This is a genomic window from Roseovarius sp. M141 (assembly GCF_024355225.1).
Classification (GTDB): Bacteria; Pseudomonadota; Alphaproteobacteria; order Rhodobacterales; family Rhodobacteraceae; genus Roseovarius.
Genome location: NZ_VCNH01000009.1, coordinates 1 through 18,357 on the forward strand (window position 1 = coordinate 1; position 18,357 = coordinate 18,357).

The 18,357-nt window shown below is 59.4% G+C and carries 19 protein-coding genes, 6 pseudogenes and 1 riboswitch; of the genes and pseudogenes, 16 read left to right on the plus strand and 9 right to left on the minus strand.

Annotated elements, in window-relative coordinates:
• Positions 1 to 518: 518 nt before the first annotated feature.
• The 5 genes and pseudogenes from FGD77_RS22010 to FGD77_RS22035 all read right to left on the minus strand — a co-directional run.
• Positions 519 to 753, minus strand: a pseudogene (locus FGD77_RS22010) (GTP-binding protein); the annotation flags it as partial.
• Positions 754 to 1,190: 437 nt separating this feature from the next.
• A complete protein-coding gene (locus FGD77_RS22565) occupies positions 1,191 to 1,427 on the minus strand; it encodes a hypothetical protein (protein ID WP_369682774.1) in 237 nt (78 codons plus the stop codon).
• A 267-nt stretch (positions 1,428 to 1,694) separates the two neighbouring features.
• Positions 1,695 to 1,949: a CbtA family protein gene (locus FGD77_RS22025; protein WP_255014470.1), complete on the minus strand. Its 255-nt coding sequence runs from the start codon at positions 1,947 to 1,949 to the stop codon at positions 1,695 to 1,697.
• Positions 1,840 to 2,301 carry a CbtA family protein gene (locus FGD77_RS22030; protein ID WP_255014474.1) on the minus strand — a complete coding sequence of 154 codons (462 nt, stop codon included), beginning with the start codon at positions 2,299 to 2,301 and terminating at the stop codon, positions 1,840 to 1,842. The genes FGD77_RS22025 and FGD77_RS22030 overlap by 110 nt, the downstream gene beginning before the upstream one ends.
• Positions 2,302 to 2,398: 97 nt before the next feature.
• Positions 2,399 to 2,582: pseudogene (locus FGD77_RS22035) on the minus strand (CbtB domain-containing protein).
• A gap of 32 nt (positions 2,583 to 2,614) precedes the next feature.
• A riboswitch (cobalamin riboswitch) is annotated at positions 2,615 to 2,842 on the minus strand.
• Positions 2,843 to 3,075: 233 nt separating this feature from the next.
• Between FGD77_RS22035 and FGD77_RS22040 the strand changes: the two are divergent.
• Positions 3,076 to 3,271 (plus strand): annotated as a pseudogene (locus FGD77_RS22040) (transposase domain-containing protein); the annotation flags it as partial.
• Between the two features lie 1,252 nt (positions 3,272 to 4,523).
• On the opposite strand, the gene FGD77_RS22045 reads toward FGD77_RS22040, so the two are convergent.
• From FGD77_RS22045 to FGD77_RS22055, 3 genes are read right to left on the minus strand one after another with little or no spacing between them, the layout of a single operon-like run.
• Positions 4,524 to 5,045: a hypothetical protein gene (locus FGD77_RS22045; RefSeq protein ID WP_255014041.1), complete on the minus strand. Its 522-nt coding sequence runs from the start codon at positions 5,043 to 5,045 to the stop codon at positions 4,524 to 4,526.
• A complete protein-coding gene (locus FGD77_RS22050; RefSeq protein WP_255014478.1) occupies positions 5,045 to 5,374 on the minus strand; it encodes a hypothetical protein in 330 nt (109 codons plus the stop codon). The genes FGD77_RS22045 and FGD77_RS22050 overlap by 1 nt, the downstream gene beginning before the upstream one ends.
• Positions 5,346 to 6,197, minus strand: coding sequence for an HD domain-containing protein (locus tag FGD77_RS22055; RefSeq protein WP_255014480.1), 852 nt, complete (start codon positions 6,195 to 6,197; stop codon positions 5,346 to 5,348). Before FGD77_RS22055 ends, FGD77_RS22050 begins: the two co-directional genes overlap by 29 nt.
• A gap of 784 nt (positions 6,198 to 6,981) precedes the next feature.
• Between FGD77_RS22055 and FGD77_RS22060 the strand changes: the two are divergent.
• Positions 6,982 to 8,244 (plus strand): annotated as a pseudogene (locus FGD77_RS22060) (tyrosine-type recombinase/integrase).
• A 26-nt stretch (positions 8,245 to 8,270) separates the two neighbouring features.
• Here FGD77_RS22060 and FGD77_RS22065 read toward each other — a convergent pair.
• Positions 8,271 to 8,867 (minus strand): hypothetical protein, encoded by a 597-nt coding sequence (locus FGD77_RS22065; RefSeq protein WP_255006616.1) that lies wholly within the window; start codon positions 8,865 to 8,867, stop codon positions 8,271 to 8,273.
• A 442-nt stretch (positions 8,868 to 9,309) separates the two neighbouring features.
• On the opposite strand from FGD77_RS22065, the gene FGD77_RS22070 reads away from it, so the two are divergent.
• The 14 genes and pseudogenes from FGD77_RS22070 to FGD77_RS22130 all read left to right on the plus strand — a co-directional run bounded on the left by FGD77_RS22070 (position 9,310) and on the right by FGD77_RS22130 (position 18,216).
• Positions 9,310 to 9,555: an AlpA family transcriptional regulator gene (locus FGD77_RS22070; RefSeq protein ID WP_255006617.1), complete on the plus strand. Its 246-nt coding sequence runs from the start codon at positions 9,310 to 9,312 to the stop codon at positions 9,553 to 9,555.
• The gene (locus FGD77_RS22075) at positions 9,552 to 9,818 is read left to right on the plus strand and encodes a hypothetical protein (RefSeq protein WP_255006619.1); all 267 of its coding nucleotides are present in this window, start codon (positions 9,552 to 9,554) and stop codon (positions 9,816 to 9,818) included. Before FGD77_RS22070 ends, FGD77_RS22075 begins: the two co-directional genes overlap by 4 nt.
• Positions 9,815 to 10,211, plus strand: a pseudogene (locus FGD77_RS22080) (VRR-NUC domain-containing protein). Before FGD77_RS22075 ends, FGD77_RS22080 begins: the two are co-directional and overlap by 4 nt.
• Entirely contained in the window at positions 10,208 to 11,260 is a 1,053-nt protein-coding gene (locus FGD77_RS22085) for a helix-turn-helix domain-containing protein (protein ID WP_255014482.1), read from the plus strand. The pseudogene FGD77_RS22080 and the gene FGD77_RS22085 overlap by 4 nt, the downstream one beginning before the upstream one ends.
• Positions 11,261 to 11,372: 112 nt before the next feature.
• Positions 11,373 to 12,452, plus strand: coding sequence for a DNA cytosine methyltransferase (locus tag FGD77_RS22090; protein WP_255014483.1), 1,080 nt, complete (start codon positions 11,373 to 11,375; stop codon positions 12,450 to 12,452).
• 65 nt (positions 12,453 to 12,517) lie between these two features.
• Entirely contained in the window at positions 12,518 to 13,171 is a 654-nt protein-coding gene (locus tag FGD77_RS22095) for a hypothetical protein (protein ID WP_255014485.1), read from the plus strand.
• A 170-nt stretch (positions 13,172 to 13,341) separates the two neighbouring features.
• The gene (locus tag FGD77_RS22100) at positions 13,342 to 13,665 is read left to right on the plus strand and encodes an MbcA/ParS/Xre antitoxin family protein (protein WP_255014487.1); all 324 of its coding nucleotides are present in this window, start codon (positions 13,342 to 13,344) and stop codon (positions 13,663 to 13,665) included.
• Entirely contained in the window at positions 13,659 to 14,351 is a 693-nt protein-coding gene (locus FGD77_RS22105; RefSeq protein ID WP_255014489.1) for an RES family NAD+ phosphorylase, read from the plus strand. Before FGD77_RS22100 ends, FGD77_RS22105 begins: the two co-directional genes overlap by 7 nt.
• A gap of 145 nt (positions 14,352 to 14,496) precedes the next feature.
• Positions 14,497 to 16,281, plus strand: a complete 1,785-nt coding sequence (locus tag FGD77_RS22110; RefSeq protein ID WP_255014493.1) for a class I SAM-dependent DNA methyltransferase — start codon at positions 14,497 to 14,499, stop codon at positions 16,279 to 16,281.
• Between the two features lie 30 nt (positions 16,282 to 16,311).
• Positions 16,312 to 16,509 (plus strand): hypothetical protein, encoded by a 198-nt coding sequence (locus FGD77_RS22115; RefSeq protein WP_255014495.1) that lies wholly within the window; start codon positions 16,312 to 16,314, stop codon positions 16,507 to 16,509.
• A 182-nt stretch (positions 16,510 to 16,691) separates the two neighbouring features.
• Positions 16,692 to 16,892: a hypothetical protein gene (locus FGD77_RS22120; RefSeq protein WP_255014497.1), complete on the plus strand. Its 201-nt coding sequence runs from the start codon at positions 16,692 to 16,694 to the stop codon at positions 16,890 to 16,892.
• 284 nt (positions 16,893 to 17,176) lie between these two features.
• Positions 17,177 to 17,365 (plus strand): annotated as a pseudogene (locus FGD77_RS22570) (hypothetical protein); the annotation flags it as partial.
• Positions 17,366 to 17,423: 58 nt separating this feature from the next.
• Positions 17,424 to 17,801: a hypothetical protein gene (locus FGD77_RS22125; RefSeq protein WP_255014499.1), complete on the plus strand. Its 378-nt coding sequence runs from the start codon at positions 17,424 to 17,426 to the stop codon at positions 17,799 to 17,801.
• A gap of 124 nt (positions 17,802 to 17,925) precedes the next feature.
• The gene (locus FGD77_RS22130; protein WP_255014501.1) at positions 17,926 to 18,216 is read left to right on the plus strand and encodes a hypothetical protein; all 291 of its coding nucleotides are present in this window, start codon (positions 17,926 to 17,928) and stop codon (positions 18,214 to 18,216) included.
• Positions 18,217 to 18,357 lie beyond the last annotated feature (141 nt).

Sequence of the window (18,357 nt, forward strand, 5' to 3'; positions counted from 1 at the left end):
TCTGGGCCTCCTGCGCCAGCGAGCCTGGCTATCACACCCGCGCCTTTGTCGGAACGGAGGCCTGGCCCCGAGCTGTGCTCATCGCCGCCAGCGCGCCTGGGTATTTTCGCCCCGGCGCCGGTCTGGGATGATCTGCGGCCCTCAAAAGCCAGCCCTTCCGCGGAGCCTTCGACATCGTCCTCGCCGGATATCCCTACGCAAGCAAAACCTTCAGCGCCGCTGGCAAGCGCGGAGGTGCCGGACGATCCCCGCCACCTCCTGGCCAGAGGTCGCCCGGGTCATCGGCGAGTGCGCTCCGGAATGGGTCTTCCCCTCGAGAACGTCGCCGGGCACATCACCCTCGGCCTTGAAACCAGTGCTGCGAGAGCTTTGGGACATAAGCTACCGCCTGCGGCGGGCGTTCAGCGCGGCAGAAGTCGGCGCGCCGCACCAGCGACAGCGCATCTTCATCCTGGCCCACACCGATGAGCCTGCATCCCGGCACCGCCAGTTACAATCTGGCAGGCAACAGCGACCTTGACGGTGCAGCAAATGCAGCCGTTGGCCAGTTCCACAATGTTTTCCGCAGGGCAATCCTCATCCGCACAGGATGTCAAAATGTCGCCGTCGACGCCGACGGTGCCGAATTCGTTGACCAGCACAGCATGCTGACGCCCCTTTGAAATGGGTCATCAGGTGGCGGATCAGCGTAGTTTTGCCCGAGCCGAGAAAGCCGGTGATCACGGTCACGGGGATTTTGGCAAGGTCGGTCATTTGGGGGGCCTCCATCGGGGGAATACGGGCAAAGGCTTTTTTGCTTGCGGAAAAACACTGGGGCGTTCACGCCACGGCACAAGGCCATCGGCGGAGGCGGCATAAGCGGCGGCACCTGCAAGGGATTTCGACACTGTCGGCACGGCTCAGCCGTCCATAGATGTAGGTCCATTTTCCGGGCGACGACAGTGCAACAGTCGCCCCTGTGAACAGGCCGACAGGCATTCAACCGGCACGATCTGCACCCTTCCGGCGCACCTGGCTCGGTCAAGGCTGCGTGCAGCAATGCGCCGGGGCGTGGCGCATCGTCCTGTGGCACCTCGCCAGCGCGGCAAGTCATGCAGACATGCAAGGAAGCGGTCATTGGCGGGTCTCCTTTCTGGAGATCAAAAGGCGCATGGCGGGCTTCCGGTATTCGCTGACGCAACGGTCACTCCTCAACGAAAAAGCGTCGTGATGGCGGCAAAAAGCGTCCCGTCCACGGCAAGCGGGCCGTGGGTGTTGCTGTTCAGCGTGACCAAAACGATCACCTCGCCTGGTGGCAGACGTGGAAGATGCATCCATGCGCCATAAAGACGGCCCAGCTTTTCACCGTTGACATAAACATGCGCATGCCCCTCGCCCGGCACATCCACCAGGCCGACGGCCCGGCGTGAAGGTGAAGTTTCCGGCATGAACCTGAAGGTTGTAGCCCTCGATCTGGATCGCGGGGTCAGCTCAATTGCAACCTCGTGGCGCACGGAGTGCGGGGCACCTCAAGCGCAGTGGTGTGCGCGATATCTGCGCGCTGCCGCTGTGGCCCCCCCTTAGTCATGCCGCCATGCACAGCAGCATAACCGTGATCGTGCCCCATCAAAAGTGACCCCACTGCCCGCAGCAAGCGTGAAGCCTATTCCGCCACCGAACACCAGTCCGATGATGAAAAAGACCAAGCGCCCTGTTCATGCGCCAACTCTCGCTGTGTCGTGCGCCTCCTCCCGCCGCCAAAAATAACCGGCGAAGGCGCCCAGCAACACCCACGCGGCCAAACCGACGCCCGCGGCCCGCGCCGCGAAGAGGGCAGCGATTTCTGGTGGCACTGTGCCACTAAAGCTGTCCGGCTCTGGCGCGCCGATCAAATGAGGTGCTGCCAGCAAGACCACGGCCAGACCCCGAAGCGCCCAATTGCGCGCAAACGCAAGCAGCCACAGCGCCACCCCCGCCGACACGACCGTGGCAAAACCACCAGACCTGCCTCGCACCCACCTCTGCCGCCGCCACGCCCGGAACCTCGGGCGCAAGCGTAAAGGCCGGGGCAGGGTGGAATGTGACGAAGCCCGCAATGCCCCAGATCATCCCCATGCGCCCATCTATCTGCGCGCCGCGCCCCTCGGCCACTGACATCATCGCCAGCAGGAGCAAGCCATAGCCCGTATAGGTCAGCATCGTGAAGATCACGCTCAGCCCGTCACGAACCGCATCAAACCCCGGCAACACCGGATGCGCGGTGACCGGATCGGCCCCGAAATGCAACAGTTCTCCACGCTCATAAAGCTCCGCATGCAGCAAAAACAGGCTGCACGAATGCCAACTGTAGCAGACCGGCAATCAAGCCAGCTACAGCACCAGCGAACAACGCGCTGGTCAAAAATTTAGAGAACATCCGTTAGTGGCAGGGAAAGCCGGTGGCGTGACGCACATCGTGGGCGGCGTCATGCAACGCCGGAGGCCTGAACGTGGCCTGTCAGGGTAATAATCGCCAGTCCCAGAACTGCCGCGAAAAGCGCGGGCAATATATCAGCGCGCAACTTGCCATGGGATTGGCCCTGAACTTGGGTCAGTGTAGTCATTGTAGCTCTCCTTACCGTCCACCCGACGGCATCGCGTTTCAATCGTGCTTGGCAGGTCTCCTGGCTCGCGGGTCGTGGCTGTTTGCCCGCCTTCCCCACCGCACCCGTCGTCGGGTTTGGCAAGTGGCATGAGGGGCAACAGCTCACCGCTTACAGTCGCGGGGGCGGCTCCAGCTTCGGGCGGCTGCCCTTACTGAATTCCCCTGTTAGGTTCCACACATTTCTGCGCTTTTCGGAACACCAAGCCTGCTCATATAACCAGTTTGGTTTCGCATAGGCAATACGATTTTCGCTGTGTCGCGAAGCCAGACTGTTTCACAAGGAATTTCCGGTGGTAAGGTGTGCAATCTTCCCGGAAGTAAGGTGCTTCATTAGCAAAACTTGTTTGGCAAGACGCATGAGGAGATACTGATTGAAAACGAGCAGAAACACGACCGCGCGGTCATCTCGATGCTACGGCAGGCCGAAGGCGGCGTGCCGCTTGCCAACCTTCGGTCGCAAGAATTATCTCTTCATGGGGCAAAAAGGACGGCGGTAAAGTCGCAGCCATCGCCTACACGCTTATCGAAACCGCGCGCATGAACAGCGTCGACCCAGATGTTTGTCTTCACTGAGTGCTCGACCGCGTCGCAGATCACAAGATGCCCCGCCGCGACGACCTCATGCCGTGGGACTGGGCGGCGGAATAAGTGTCAACAACAGTCAGACGGGACGTGTGTGGACGCCGCCAGCTGCCGCCCTCGGGACCGCGATGCTCTCGCTCGGCGCCTGCACAGTGGTTCTGATGTTCGCCAGAGCGTCCGCCCGCCATTGATGGAGTACAGCCGAGCCGAACAGTCAGGGATGGCCGACGAGATTGAAGCGTCACCTGAGGGCGCGATGATGATCGACTGGCTGGCGGATTACGCCGTGACGCGGGACCAGGCACGGGCTTGCGGATGATCTGGACGGACAGGTCGGATATAACCCCCGTAAAGTAATATGCGGCGGGACCGCCTAGAGATAGGCCCGATTTGTTTCACAAGGTTGCGTTTTCAATCGGCCGCGGGAAATTCCACGCATCTGATAACGCCACACTGCATCATCGCACGCCATGGCCGAAGAGTACCGCGTCAGGGTCACCGGGTCATCCAGCACTGGTCAAGCCAGTCCGAAACGCTACCCGGCCAGCCGCGTGACGCACCGCGCGTGTCGGGATGGTTATCGGAAGTGAGGCGGAAGGAGATCATGGCGCGATGCTGCCACGGTTTTTTTTCGCAGGGCCGGTTGCAAATCGGTAAGCGTTATATGGCGGTAATCGGTTCCAGCAAACCGCAAGTCGCGTTTTTTTGCACGCGGTGGCCTGTCGCTGCCCGCTTATGCACGCTGGTGCGGTTTTTCTGGTCCGGTGTTGATGTGGCGTTGATGTAAACCGGACAAGCAAAAGCCCGACTGATTAGGTCGGGCTTTAAGCTTTTGATTTAGCGCTGTTATTTGGTTGCGGGAGTAGGATTTGAACCTACGACCTTCAGGTTATGAGCCGAAATATCTGCGATTCCAATAACTTAGATATTTCAGTGACTTACGCGCCAAGCCTTTGATTCCGCGCATTTTCTACTCCGACGACACCCGACATTGACCGGGTTTCACCGTCACCGACCGCGCCAAAACGGTGTATGCGGGTTGAGGTGGCGTTGAGGTGGCCGATCCCTTATCTCACTGGATCATGATCGCGAACGGCCCTGAGCTGCCATTCATCACGGTCACCATTGCTGCATATAAACGATTGACCTCCCCCCTCCCCACTGAAAAATTCCCGACTGGGGTAAGTCTGTTTCTTTGAAAGGAGGCGGATGAAGGGCTTTGAAACAGAAAAAATATCCGACCAATGCAATCAAGCGATCGTTAGTGACGAGAGTCCGTTACTAACGATCGCGAACTGCGGTTCGGACGATTGTGTGATCACGCCAACAGTGTTTGCGGAATCGGTGTAGGAACATCTATCTGTGACAGGCTGGCCAAGAGAGCCTTGGCATTAGCTAAGCGCACGGCTGTTGCCTTTTCAGGCTTACGTTGAGCCGTTTCATTCCAGGGATCATCGTAACCATCGTGGGCCAAAAAGACCGCAGTAGCGGCCAGCTCCAACTCGATCGAGTCGGCAGCAGCGGCAAGGGTTGCAAGGCTATGGCGTGGGTTGCCTTGTTCAAGTTCTTGAACATTATCAATAGTATACGTGGAATACGTCCCACCCCATGCCGTTTGATCTTGGCGCTCATTGAGGTTTCCAAACAATGCACCAAACTTTGCAGATGAAGCCAACTCTTCACTGAAAGGGCCGTAGTGCTTGTATGCAAAACGAAAGCTATCATCGAGACCCGTCGCAGTAAGCAGGTACGCAATCTTCTGTAACCGCGTCCGACCTACGATCCGACCACCTGCATCTCGAATGAGATTTGTAACTTCTTCTATCCTAATATCGGACATCAGTTGATCTCCCCTTCAACAATATCTTTTATTACCTGTAAGGCTTCAGCGTCTGATTCATCATAGTATGCGCGAGTCAGCCTATAAACACTCAAAGATTTCACTATCTCGGACCGTTGCCTGATGTCGATCAACTCGCCACCATCGGTACGCACGTTGATCTGCTCAGTATAGCCATTGCTACCACCACCTGCCTTGTAGGGCTTTCGTTCGGCCTCATCTGTGATGATACGGGGAACGACTGCCTCTTGCTTCTTTTCCCATTCTTGTAGCTTCACCACCGCCGAGGCGCAACATTTTTCAATTTTCTCTATATTTTGCAGGTCCATCGAATTGTGGGGGGTCACATCTGTGGGTAATTTCCGCCCGAATGTCATAGCATTTGAAAAGTTTCCGGTTCAGGAGACGATCTGAAAACTCCGAGAGGATTGGATCATCTGCTTCAAGTAAAAGCTGAAGTGCGCCCCAAACAGCCGTGTCGTCTAAAGCCAAGGCTGTTTCGAGGCTCTCAGGTTCCTTGGCAAACTTGATCAGTGGATGGTTCGAAGGTAATCCAGTTTTCCCCACAGCGTCATCTCCAACCAACTCGACGAGTCGAACCAGAACTTCCGCGAATAACTTCTCAGCACCTCGTGTGGTCTTATGAAAATAGATTGTCGGGTAAAGTTGGAATAACCCCAGAACATAAGATTCAGCCGCTTGTATCGCCTTCGGGCCGATTACGAAGGTCGGTACTGAACCAACAGCCATATCGTCAACGCCAGTTGTCACTTCACCAATGTCGAGATTGGCCAACAACCAAGTCAGATCAATGGCAGCATGTTCACTTCCTGTCATCATCCGATCACGCTGCATGTAATCAAGACGGTCTGCGTCAAATTGACTGGAAACAACTGAGTTGTGAAGCGTGATCTTACCTTCTTTCTTAATCATGTTAGCAACACTTGATGCGAAACCATCCATGATATCTGCATTCAGAATTTCAGCAATTTCGCCATTTCGAATAAGCTCATCGCTCATAACTTCATGATCGGCCAGCTTCAACTTCAGACGCTTTCCAACGGTTTCAAAAGCGTGGCTGAATGGGCCATGACCCACATCATGCACTATGGCAGCAGCCAAGGCGATTTTCTCACGTGACCCCCTGATCATCTGTCTTCTTCCTGACGATCTCCATAAGTTCTCTAGCCGTATGAAACACGCCGATGCTGTGAGCAAACCGCGTATGCGTTGCGCCTGGATACACAAGTTCGGAGAAGCCCAACTGCTTTTACTCTACGCAGCCGTTGAAACGGTCTGCTCTGAAGCAGCTTCCATACGACGCGCTCAAGCTCATCACGAGTATCAAACTCAATAAGATTATGGACGGGGTCTCGAACTCTTTGAATAGCCACGCTGTAAATGTTCTCTTATTGTTCTAATCGGGGATGCCTATAAAGTCAATGCTACAGCATTGTGTGATGCCTGCAAGCCCTAGTGGAAATCACGACGCGACACACAACCTCTCGATATTGGTCGATTTTGCTGGTGCGCCGCCGAACTTCTACACAGCATCTTTCGAGCACCTCAAGATATCTCAAGACTCTTTCCTCAAACAGTCCGCTCAAACCCTTGATGGTAGTTGGGGATCGAGACAATTTATCGCGGTCTTTACTTAATTTCGCGGCACCTGGACTTTTGAGCTCAAGGGTGCTGTTCGCTGTAGTTAAGAGGGTCAAGTACCGCCAAACGTCTGCTTCCCAATACGATAAAGCCAAAATTCGCAGACGCAGCGAATGTCGGCTTTTGCGCCATCGAGCCTTAGAGACATCTCCGGGTGGCACGCCGTCGTCACATCACTGCCACCCTGCGCCACCCCGCCACCCCGGCCGACATGCTTCGCTTGCTAGCGGCGCGAATCTACGCGTCATGTGATGACGACTGGAGGGTGAGTTGCATGGTCAACCGATTGCGATTGAATGAAAAGTCTGTGCGCGAGGCCGAGCCAGCGCCGGGGCGGGACTATCAGATTTTTGACACCGATGTGCGGGGGTTCGCGGTCTGCATCTACCGCTCGGGAAACCGGGCCTTCACCATCGATTATCGACATGCCGGGCGGCAGCGGCGGATGACCATCGGACGCTGGCCGGAATGGTCGACCACTGGCCGCGCGGGAGCGGGCAAAAAGAACTGCGGCGCGAGATCGACGCAGGGGCCGACCCGCTGGGGCAAAAGGAGACCGGGCGCGATGCGCCGCGCATCAAGGACATGATCGAGCGGTACACGGAAGTGCACCTGCCACACCTCTCGCCCACCAACGCCTCCGACCAGAAATCTATGCTGGCCAAGCTGGTGGCTCCGGATTGGGGCAACCGGCTGGTGACAGAGATCACACCCTACGATGTGGAAAAGCTGCTGAACAAGGTGGCGGCCGGTCGCGCCCGACCTTCGAAAGCCAAGCCGAACAACCGGGCGCGGAAGCTGCAGGGGGCAAAGCCGACCCCAGTGCGCGCCAACCGGACCGGCGAGGTGCTGCGCAAGATGTTCACCTATGCTGTCGGCTGGGGCTGGCGCGAGGACAATCCGGCCTCGAGTTTCCGCCGCCGGATCGAAAACCCACGCGAGCGCTTTTTGAGCCATGAAGAAATCCGCAAGCTGGCCGAGGCGCTGGAGACGGCTGAGGACCGCCGCGCGGCTGACATCATCAGGATGTGCATGCTGACCGGCGCGCGCGTCGGCGAGGTTCGCCAAGCGCGGTTTGAACACTTCAACCTTGAGCATCTGAGCTGGTCGAAGCCCGCCAGCATGACCAAGCAGCGCAAGATCCACCGCCTTCCAATCTCGGACGAGGCGGCGGCGATCGTGCGCCAGCGCCAGTTGCTGGTGCCGCGCGGATGCCAACTGCTTTTTCCCGGCGATGTTCCGGGCCAGCCCGTGAAGGAAATCCGCCGCTTCTGGGCCAATATCCAGAAGCAGGTCGGGATCCCGGATGTGCGCATCCATGATCTACGCCACACCTTCGCTTCACTGCTGGTCAGCGGCGGCGCGTCGCTGGAAATGATCGGCAAGCTTCTGGGCCACAGCCAGATGCAGACGACACAGCGCTACGCCCATCTGATGGATCTCGCCACTGCGCGCGGGCGTCGATGCTGTGGCCGACGCATTCCGGCCCAAGCCGAAACTGGTCCATGATTCCGGCGAGGAGCAGAAGACGGCATGATCTTCCGTGCCTCGGTGTTTTGATGATCAGCAAGTCTCGCGCAGCGATTTCCAAATCGGGGTGAGTTTGCGCCGGATCGTCCGCTCATCCGGCACCTCGCCGCTATCTGACTTTTTCACGAACCATTCCTGCACTTCTCCGACCCACTCGGCCTGTGTTTCAGGAACACCGTGTTCATGAACGCGGCGAATGAGCGAGATATACATCTCATCCCAATCGTAGCGCGCGGTCGATCCTATGTGCGATGCCGGGCGCCGCAGAAGATCGAAATCCGCTTCGAAACGGCGAACGTCCTCGGCCATGATCAGCAGGTCCGCCAGCGTGACCTCGATCCCACTCGAGTGTTCCGATAACGAAACGTACTCCTCCTGGCCCAGCGGCCGCACGCGCCAAAGCCGACAGGTGGTAGGGCCAGTTCCGCAACGCCGGAACATTTGGAGAATGTCAGTGACCAGTACAGCCCCAAATCCTGAAAGTGGCTGCAGGCCGTTGGGAAAGCCACCGATGGCCGTGACGATGTTAAAACGACCGACCGACGCCCAGCCAGCAATGTCGGCGAGCGAGCATTCCCAGCGGACCGAGGCTTCGTGTAATGTGAAATAAACGCGCGGTGGCAATGCCATGCCTCACCTCCTTTCTTATCTATTTGGCGTTGGCCAACATCCCGCACCATTGACTGAGGCGATCTCAGGCCTGGCAGGCGGGAATGGGGATCAGCCGCGCGGAAAACCCGCGACGGCGGGGCGGCAGGGAATGATCAATCTCAGATCAATAACCATCTCATCCATATCCGCCTCCTTCTCCGTCTGATTCTCAAAACCGCTCTCCTTAAGGATGAACGCCAGAACAAATCAGGAACACAACCGAACTCCGTTCTTGACAGTTGAACTTGCTGATTGATCCGTTTCGATCCAAATCGTCCCCTCGCAAAACGTCAATAAAACAAGGGGTGGCATCGATGCTGGCAAATGAGCGCCACCCTGCGCCACCCCGCCACCCCCCTGCCGATCTGTTCTCGCTGTCTGACGACATCCGCCCACGCCGGGCGGCGAACAGGAGGCAGAGATGATTCAATCACAGACTGAACCGGAGACGACCGCCACAGCCCTGCTGTCGGGCTGGATCAGCCGCAAGGATCTGGCCGATGCGCTGGGCGTGACGGTCGACACCCTAGGGCGATGGGAAGCCCGGCGGGTCGGGCCGCCCTGCGTGCGGGCGGGGCGCATGGTGCTCTATCGGCGCCGCGCGGTGGAGGACTGGCTGGCCGCGCAGGAGATGCCGCGTGCCAAAACGGCAGGAGGTCGGCGATGAACGCGCCCACCCCCGTTCGCGGACCCCACGCGCGGGACGCGGCGCGCGCGGACTGGATCGACGAGCGGCGGCGCGAAGCTCGCGCTGTCGTGGCCGACGTGGCCCACCATTCCGACCACCTGATCCGGCTCGCCTGCAATGTGCTGATCCGCCATGGCGAAACACCGCAGGAACGCGAGGATGCGCGCATCCTGTTGGTCGTGCTCGATGCCAGGCATCCCGGACGCGGCGACCCCCAACCGGATCCGGAGGTGTCGCGATGAGCAAGCGCAACCAACCGGAAGCCGAGATCCAGCGCGCCATCGTCCAGGCCCTGCGTTTAGTGCTACCCCGCGACGCCATCGTCCATCACTGCGCCAATGAGGTGACCGAGGCCGGGCCGCGCGGTGCCAGGCGGCAGTCGATCCTGGTCGGCATGGGTGTCCATTGCGGCTTCGCCGATCTGATCGTGCTTTCCGGCGGCCGCGTGCTGTTCCTCGAGGTCAAAAAGCCGGACGGGCCGCTTACGCAAATCGCAGGAGGTGTTTCGCGACGCCGTGCTGGCGCAGGGCTTCGGCTGGGCGCTCGTGCGCTCGCTCGACGACGCGCTGGGCGCGTTGGCCGATCACGGGTTCACCAGCCGCGTGCAGCTTCCAGCGCGGAGGGCGTCGCCATGAGCCATGAAGCCACCAACTGGGCGATCAAGCAGCGCGGGTTGAAGCCCACAGCCAAGATCGTGCTCTGGCACCTCTGCGACCGGTTCAATCCGGATTATGGCTGCTTTCCCTCGCAGGCGCGGCTGGCGCATGATTGCGAGATCAGCCGGGCAACGCTGAACCGTCATCTCGACGGGCTGGAGGCACGCGGACTCATTCGCCGGATCAGGGTGATAGACCCCAAGACCGGGCAGCAGCGCCCCACCCGCTATCTGCTGGGCTGCGAGCCAGGGTTTACGCCGCGCGGACCGCGCCAAACCGAGGGCGATTCAACCAATCCCTTCGAGGCAGGAGAGGCTGAAACCCCATGTCCGGATTTGAGACACGGGTCACTTGCCGAAAAATCGCATATCGACAAGGGCTTGTCGCTCGAGACAGACCCGAACCCGTGTCTCGTTTCAGAACACGTGCCCGTGTCTCAGTTTGGCGCAAACCCGTGTCTCAAAAATGACGATTCCCGTGTCTCAAATTGCGACACTAACCTTGTAAGAGAACCACTAAGGAAACCAGTAAAGGAGGAGGAGGACGCGCAGGCGCGAGATTCCGATTTTGATCGGTTCTTTGCAGAACTGCTCGGCGCGCTGGGCTTTGCCACCGATGCGACCCTCCCGACCTGGTGGCAGGGCTGGCCAGCGCGACAGCACGTTCGCCGCTGGATCGATGACCTCGGGCTCTCCGAAGATCGGATCATCGAGGTCGCGACCGAGTCCCGCTGCGATCACCCCAATCCGCCTGATGGCCCCAAGGCGCTGGATCGGTTCATGGAACGCGCCGCCCAGCGTGATGCGCAGGCTGCTGCGGCAAATGCCAGCGGCTGGAAAACCAAGCGGCAGCGCAAGCGCGACGTAGGCCCTCCACCCAGCCCGGACGAGCTGGCGGCGTTCTATGCGGCCAAGGTCAACTCGGAAGAATACCTCCCCAATGGCATGATCAGCAGCGCCATGTGCGCGGCGATGCTGGAACGCGGGCTGGTCACGGCAGAGCGGCTTCGGCAACGGGGGGTGCGGTGAATGGCATGGTGTCACGTCCCCGGCACGGGTTGTCCCTCTGCGCAGGCGGCGGAGGCCTGGATCTGGGCCTCATGCTCGCCGAGCCCGGATATCACACCCGCGCCTTTGTCGAATGGGGAGGAGTGGCCGCGCGCCGTGCTTCATCGCCGCCCAGCGCGCTGGGTATTTTGCCCCGGCGCCAATCTGGGATGATCTGCGCAGCTTCGATGCCCGGCCGCTCCGCGGTGCTTTTGACACCGTGCTCGCCGGGTATCCCTGCCAGCCCTTCAGCGCCGCCGGAAAGCGCGGCGGGGCCGATGATCCCCGCCACCTCTGGCCCGAGGTCGCCCGTGTTATCAGGGAATGCCGTCCCGCATGGGTCTTTCTCGAAAACGTCCCCGGCCATGTCAGCCTCGGCCTTGAAACCGTGCTGCGAGAGCTTTGGGAGATGGGCTACACGCCTGCGGCGGGCCTGTTCAGCGCGGCAGAAGTCGGCGCGCCGCACCAGCGGCTCCGCATCTTCATCCTGGCCCACACCGATGAGCCTGCATCCCGGCACTGCCCGCTACAATCCGGCGGGGAACAGCGATTTCACCCGCAAGGCGGAAGCGCTGGCGCTGGGCATCACCAACTGGTCGACGCCGAAGGCGACGGACGGAGCGAAGGGTGGCCCGGCCAGAGCTATGGCTCGGGCGGGATGCCTCCCCTGCCAGCGCAGGCGGCACAATGGCAGACGCCGGTGGCGGACGATCAGGTCGACCGGCTACGCGGCAAGATCAACAGCCGGGGCGAGCCCAAGCTGAGTGCGCAGGCGCTGCAATGGCCAACACCGGCGGCGCAGAACTGGAAGGGCAGCAGTCCCGCCAGCATCACGCGGTCCGGATGGCAAGTCCCGGATGGATATCCTGCACTATCGCGCGGAACAGGGCTTCACCCACCCGGACCCGGCGACCCCGCCGCATGGGCGGTCCTCGCTGCACGCCCCGATCTCGCGCCCGCTCTGGGCTTCAATGATTGCCTCGCATGGGCGGGTCGTATCGCGGCGGATCCTGAAAGCCCGGGCGCGGCGGCGGCTCAATCCGCTCTTCGTCGGATGGCTGATGGGCTGGCCCATCGGGCACGCGCTCTGCGCCTGCTCGGCAACGGAGTTCACCCGCTGGCAGCAGCGCATGCGTGGCGCTCTCTCGCGGCTGCCCATGGCCTCGGCCCTTGATCTGGCGACCGAGCCAAGAGCCGGAGCGCCCAGCGCAGATGACTCTTCTTTGAAGGATGGCTGCCATGAGCATGCAGGGACGGATTGCCCGGGCTGGCGGGACAAAGGTGAAACGCGCGCTGGGCGTGCAGGCGGCGCTGGAATGGGCGTTCCGGGTGGAAAAGGCACAGCTGGAACTGCCACCGCCGAAGGATGTGGTCGAGGAAGGCTATGGGTTTGGTCTGGAGTACGTCTTGATGCAGCGTGCCGCGCTGGGCTGCAAAGTGGATGGTGGCCAGCACAAGATGGGAAGTTACACCCATGCAGATGCCGAGGTCATCGCCGCCATCGTCGCCGGAATGCCCGACGCGCTGGGCGGCATCCGCATGGCCATCCGCGTGGCGGAACTGGCCCGCGCCGGACTGACGCCGGACTGGATGCCCGGTGTCGTGCCGCGCTGCGTTCCGGTGGAAACGCGGCAAAATCAGCATGGCATTCGGGCCGTGACGGAAGTTGTGGGCACCGAACGGGTGCTGACCCAGGGCAAATGGCGGACAGTGGAGGTGCTGGTCTGCCCCGTCACCTGGCGGCCGCACCCCGAGCAGATCACCTCCGCCCGGCGCGGCTATGAGGATTGGTGGCAGGCGTTGGATTGGGTGCGCGACGGGCTGGTGGTGGGGCGGATGTTACGCGATGTTGAGGTGACGGCGGCAATGCCGAAGGTGCAGCCATGGCGGTGATTGTAGCAGCGGCCTCTCTGGAAACGGCATCTTGTCAAATGGCATATAATCTATATATTTGTGTCACAGGAGATTTACCATGCAGTTTGCCACAATCGAACCCACCGCGTCCCGCCCGGACCTTCCCGCCATCACGGACGAGGAGGCGCGTCGCCCTCGCGCGCACCACCGTGAACCTGTTCCGCGCCTGGCAGCTCAGCGATATCGAGGCCCGCACGCTGCTGGGTGATATGGCCCAGCGCACATGGGCGCGCTGGAAGGACGGCAGCATCTACCGGATCGACCGCGATCTGCGGGCGCGCATGGCCATCCTGATGGGGATTCACAAGGGCCTGCGCTATCTCTTCAGCGATCCCGCGCGCGGCTATGCCTGGATCAGAAAGCCGAACGCGGCCTTCAACGGCCAAAGCGCGCTCGACGTCATGATGCGTGGCGAGATCACTGATCTGATCGATCTGCGCAGCTATCTGGACGCCGAGCGTGGTGCATGGTGACAGCGCCGGTGCGCCGCGTGGTCTGGCCGCGCACAGCCCGGATCATCCGCTCGATCTATCCGCCGATTGACCTGTTCGAGGACATTGCCGACCCTGCCGATTGGGAGGCGCTGGCCTCGGCCGAGGCCAAGTTCAACCCGCGTATCCGTGACAGCATCGGCGATCTCGCAAAGGTCCCCGAGGACCGACGCATCACAGGAACCGGCGCAAGCTGGGTCATGGCCCCCTTTGTTCACTGCTCGCCTTTGCGGCCGGGACGGTTCACCGATGGGACGTTTGGCCTGTACTACGCGGGCGACAGCACCGAGGTGGCGATTGCCGAAACCATCCACCACCACACGAAAACCATGCTGGTTACGGATGAAGCCCCCGGCTGGACATCGCAGTTCCGCGAGCTGATCGGGTCTGTCGATGCCGAATTTGACGATGTCTCCGGGATGGATGACCTGCTGCACCCGGATGACTATGCCGCCTCTCAGGTCTTCGGTGCCCAGCGCCGCGCGGCGGGCTCCGACGGCATAACCTGGCCCAGTGTGAGGTTTGCGGGCGGCAACTGCATCGCCGCATTCTGGCCGGATGTGGTTCCGATCCCCGCACAGGGGGCGCATTTCGCTTATCACTGGAATGGGAGCGCGGTCGATTATGTTAAGAGGCTGGATACTGGAGAGACCATTGGGGTCCATTAGCATTGAACCGGAATGATCAGACGTTGCAGTGCAGCCTACTCACCACTACGATTAGATCGGCTACGTACCGTAAAAAGCTCAATTCATTCAATAAAATGCCGCCATCAACTGATCTAGCATCTCATCAGGACTGCAAAACTCGCTCATGAACCAAATTGCTCACAACAGGCTCGTCTCTTTCATATGGTCTATCGCTGACGACTGCCTTCGCGACGTTTATGTCCGGGGGAAATACCGTGATGTCATCTTGCCGATGGTCGTGCTGCGTCGCCTCGATACCCTTCTGGAACCCACGAAAGCCGAGGTTCTAGAGGAGGTCCGCTTTCAGAAGGACGAAATGAAGGCGATCGAACTGGACGATGCCCCACTCAAGGCGGCCTCCGGTTACGTATTTTTCAACACCAGCAAATGGACGTTGAAACAGCTTCACGCCACCGCCACCAACAACCAGCAGATCCTGTTGGCCAACGTGGAAGACTACCTGGGCGGGTTCAGCGACAACGTCAAAGAGATCATCCAGCGATTCAAGCTACTGGAACAGATGCGCCACATGGCCGACAAGCAGGTCCTGCTGGACGTGCTGGAAAAGTTCATCTCGCCGTACATCAACCTGACGCCGCACCTGCTCGAGGATCCCGAAGGCAATGCCATGCCCGGCCTCAGCAACCTTGGTATGGGATATGTGTTCGAAGAACTGATCCGCAAATTCAACGAGGAAAACAACGAAGAGGCGGGCGAACACTTCACACCGCGTGAGGTGATCCACCTGATGACCCACCTGGTCTTCGATCCGATCCGGGACCGGCTGCCCCCCGTCATGACCATCTACGACCCCGCCTGCGGCAGTGGCGGCATGCTGACGGAATCGCAAAACTACATCATCGACCCCGAGGGCCAGATCAAGGCGACCGGCGACGTCTACCTTTATGGCAAGGAAATCAACGACGAAACCTATGCCATCTGCAAATCCGACATGATGATCAAGGGCAACAATCCCGAGAACATCAAGGTCGGCTCGACCCTGTCCACCGACGAATTCGCCGCACATCGTTTCGACTTCATGCTGTCCAACCCGCCCTACGGCAAAAGCTGGAACAGCGAGCTGAAACACATCAAGGACGGCAAGGATGTCATCGACCCCCGCTTCAAGGTCGATCTCAACGATTACTGGGGCAAAACCGAAACCTTGGACGCCACCCCGCGCTCCAGCGACGGCCAACTGCTGTTCCTGATGGAAATGGTGGGCAAGATGAAGTCCACCAAGGACAGCCCCATCGGTGCGCGCATTGCGTCGGTGCATAACGGCTCCAGCCTGTTCACCGGCGACGCGGGCAGTGGCGAATCCAACATTCGCCGCCATATCATCGAAAACGACATGCTGGATACGATCATCCAGCTGCCCAACAACCTGTTCTACAACACCGGCATCACCACCTACATCTGGCTTCTGACCAACGCCAAGCCCGAGACGCGCCGCGGCAAGGTCCAGCTGATCGACGCTAACCTGCTGTTCCGCAAGCTGCGCAAGAACCTTGGCGACAAGAACTGCGAATTCGCGCCTCAACATATCGACGAAATCGTCGCCGCGCATCTCGCCTTCCAACCGGTCGAGCGCCGGATCGACGGGAACGGTGATCCGACAGGCATTGCCGTGCAGATCTTCGACAACACCGATTTCGGCTATCACAAGGTCACCATCGAACGCCCCGACCGTCGCCGCGCCCAATTCAGCGCGGAACGGTTGGAAACGCTGCGGTTCGACAAATCCCTGCGCGAACCGATGGCGCATCTTTGGGCCGAGCATGGTGAGGAGGTCTATCAGCCCGGTTTTCTGAAATCGCAGGCCAAGGCGATCCAAACCTGGTGCGAGGAACAGGACATCACCCTGAACGCCAAACAGCGCGGCAAGCTGGTCGATACGGCGCTCTGAGTCCGTCTGCGCGATCTGGTCGCGGTGGGCATGCAGCTGATGCAGGCTGTCGGCACCGAAGAGACCGCCGATTTCAACGCCTTTCGCGATAAGGTGGCCAAGATCCTGAAGGCCCGCAAGATCAAGCTATCCGCTACTGAGCGGAACGCGATCCTGAACGCGGTCAGCTGGTATGCCGAGGATGCGGGAGAAGGTCGTCGACAAATCCCGCAAACTCAGCGCGTCTGAGCTGAAGGCGATCACGGCCCGGTTGGGCTGTGACTTGGAGGAGCTTGCTGATTTTGGTCTTTATCGCCAGCCCGACGGCAATTTCCTGACCTATGAGACCAGCAGTGACTTGCGCGATAGCGAGGCAGTGCCGCTGAAAAGACAGCATCCACCGCTATTTCCGCGCCGAGGTGCAGCCGCATGTGGCCGAGGCCTGGATTAACCTGGATACGGTGAAGATCGGGTACGAGATCAGCTTCAACAAATACTTCTACCGCCACAAGCCGCTGCGCAGCCTGGATGCCGTGACGCAGGATATTCTTGCGCTGGAGGAAAAGGCTGACGGGCTGATGGCAGATATTCTTGGGGTCGAGATCGCTACCAAGCTGGAGCCAGCAGAATGAGTTTGGCGGCGTATCCGACCTATGGCAGCTATAAGGACAGCGGCGTTGAGTGGATCGGCGATGTCCCTAGCGAATGGCAAGTCGAGCCCTACGCCAGTGCGTCTACGAAAACCGGGAAAAAACACGCGTATGAAGCAAAAACACCGTGCTGTCTCTCAGCTATGGTCGCGTTATCGTGAAGGACGAGGACAAGCTGACCGGGCTGGTTCCCCGAAAGCTTCGAAACCTATCAGATCGTCCAGCCCGGTGACATCATCATTCGTGGCACTGATTTGCAGAACGATATGACGAGCCTTCGAACCGGACTAGCGAAAGACGTCGGCATCATCACGTCCGCTTACATAAACCTACGACCGAAGGCGCAGATCAACCAAGTTTTCCTGCATTATCTGCTTCATTCTTACGACGTGAAGAAGGTCTTTTATGCCTTGGGTTCGGGCCTACGCCAAAACCTGTCATATCTGGATTTCAAATACCTGAAATTGCCTATCCCATCCCCAGACGAACAGCGCGCCATTGCGGAGTTTCTGGATGGGAAATGCGCGGGGGTGGGAGGAGGCGGTGCGGATCAAGGAGGCGCAGATCGCCCTTTTGCACGAGCGGCGGCAGATCCCGATCCAGCATGCCGTTACCACCCGCGGCCGCCTGAACCCCGCCGCCCCCGATGAAGGGACAGCGGCATCGACTGGATCGGCCAAATCCCAGCGGGCATTGGGAGGTGAAGCGATTCACCAAAGAAATAGAGGTCAAAGAAGGCCCCCGGTATCGCCGGCTCTGTCGATTTTCACGACAGCGGCGTGCTCACTGATCCGGATTTCGGGCGTTCGTGGCCGTCAAGTGACCCCTGAAGAGCTGCAATTTCTTATCGACTGCTTAAAGTTCGCCGAAAATGGGATCACTTCAAACTGACAAAGGGCGACCTTGTCATCAGCGGCAGCGCGTCGACAGGATTTTGTCTCAGAAGTTGGCCCAGAGGCGGCAAGGGCTATTCTCTACACAGGCCTGATAAAGCTGAAAATTAAGCGCGCAAGCATTGAAAAGATATCTCGAGCATTTCCTCTCTTCAGATTTGTTCAACGTCCAGATTGAGCTTCCTAAAAAAGCTGGTAGCACGATTGCACATTATGGCCCGTCCCACCTCGGCAGAATGTTTGTCGTCATGCCTTTGATTGATGAACAACCAGAGATTTCGGTTTATTGCGATGGATTGAATGCGCGCGTCGGTGAAGCCATCTCGATTAAGGCAAGACCAGATCGCCCCCTCCAAAGATACAAGGCCAGCCTGATCAACGCGGTAGTCACCGGCAGATCAAGGTCGTCCTAGGGGTCACATGGTCAGCAATACCAGAAATCGCGCTGGAACAGGCCATTCAGAAACATTTGACCGGCCACACCACCGAAGGCGCAGGCCAGCCCGCACTGCCGGGTTCTGCCCCTATCGCATCAGCCAGCCCGGTGATTTTGA

Bases quoted from the DNA above. Each gene is read 5' to 3' on its own strand.
- FGD77_RS22565 (WP_369682774.1), bottom strand. From the start codon at position 1,427: ATGCCGGAAACTTCACCTTCACGCCGGGCCGTCGGCCTGGTGGATGTG.
- FGD77_RS22045 (WP_255014041.1), bottom strand. From the start codon at position 5,045: ATGTCCGATATTAGGATAGAAGAAGTTACAAATCTCATTCGAGATGCA.
- FGD77_RS22050 (WP_255014478.1), bottom strand. From the start codon at position 5,374: ATGGACCTGCAAAATATAGAGAAAATTGAAAAATGTTGCGCCTCGGCG.
- FGD77_RS22055 (WP_255014480.1), bottom strand. From the start codon at position 6,197: ATGATCAGGGGGTCACGTGAGAAAATCGCCTTGGCTGCTGCCATAGTG.
- FGD77_RS22065 (WP_255006616.1), bottom strand. From the start codon at position 8,867: ATGGCATTGCCACCGCGCGTTTATTTCACATTACACGAAGCCTCGGTC.
- FGD77_RS22070 (WP_255006617.1), top strand. From the start codon at position 9,310: ATGATTCAATCACAGACTGAACCGGAGACGACCGCCACAGCCCTGCTG.
- FGD77_RS22075 (WP_255006619.1), top strand. From the start codon at position 9,552: ATGAACGCGCCCACCCCCGTTCGCGGACCCCACGCGCGGGACGCGGCG.
- FGD77_RS22085 (WP_255014482.1), top strand. From the start codon at position 10,208: ATGAGCCATGAAGCCACCAACTGGGCGATCAAGCAGCGCGGGTTGAAG.
- FGD77_RS22090 (WP_255014483.1), top strand. From the start codon at position 11,373: ATGGGGAGGAGTGGCCGCGCGCCGTGCTTCATCGCCGCCCAGCGCGCT.
- FGD77_RS22095 (WP_255014485.1), top strand. From the start codon at position 12,518: ATGAGCATGCAGGGACGGATTGCCCGGGCTGGCGGGACAAAGGTGAAA.
- FGD77_RS22105 (WP_255014489.1), top strand. From the start codon at position 13,659: ATGGTGACAGCGCCGGTGCGCCGCGTGGTCTGGCCGCGCACAGCCCGG.
- FGD77_RS22110 (WP_255014493.1), top strand. From the start codon at position 14,497: ATGAACCAAATTGCTCACAACAGGCTCGTCTCTTTCATATGGTCTATC.
- FGD77_RS22115 (WP_255014495.1), top strand. From the start codon at position 16,312: ATGCAGCTGATGCAGGCTGTCGGCACCGAAGAGACCGCCGATTTCAAC.
- FGD77_RS22125 (WP_255014499.1), top strand. From the start codon at position 17,424: ATGGGAAATGCGCGGGGGTGGGAGGAGGCGGTGCGGATCAAGGAGGCG.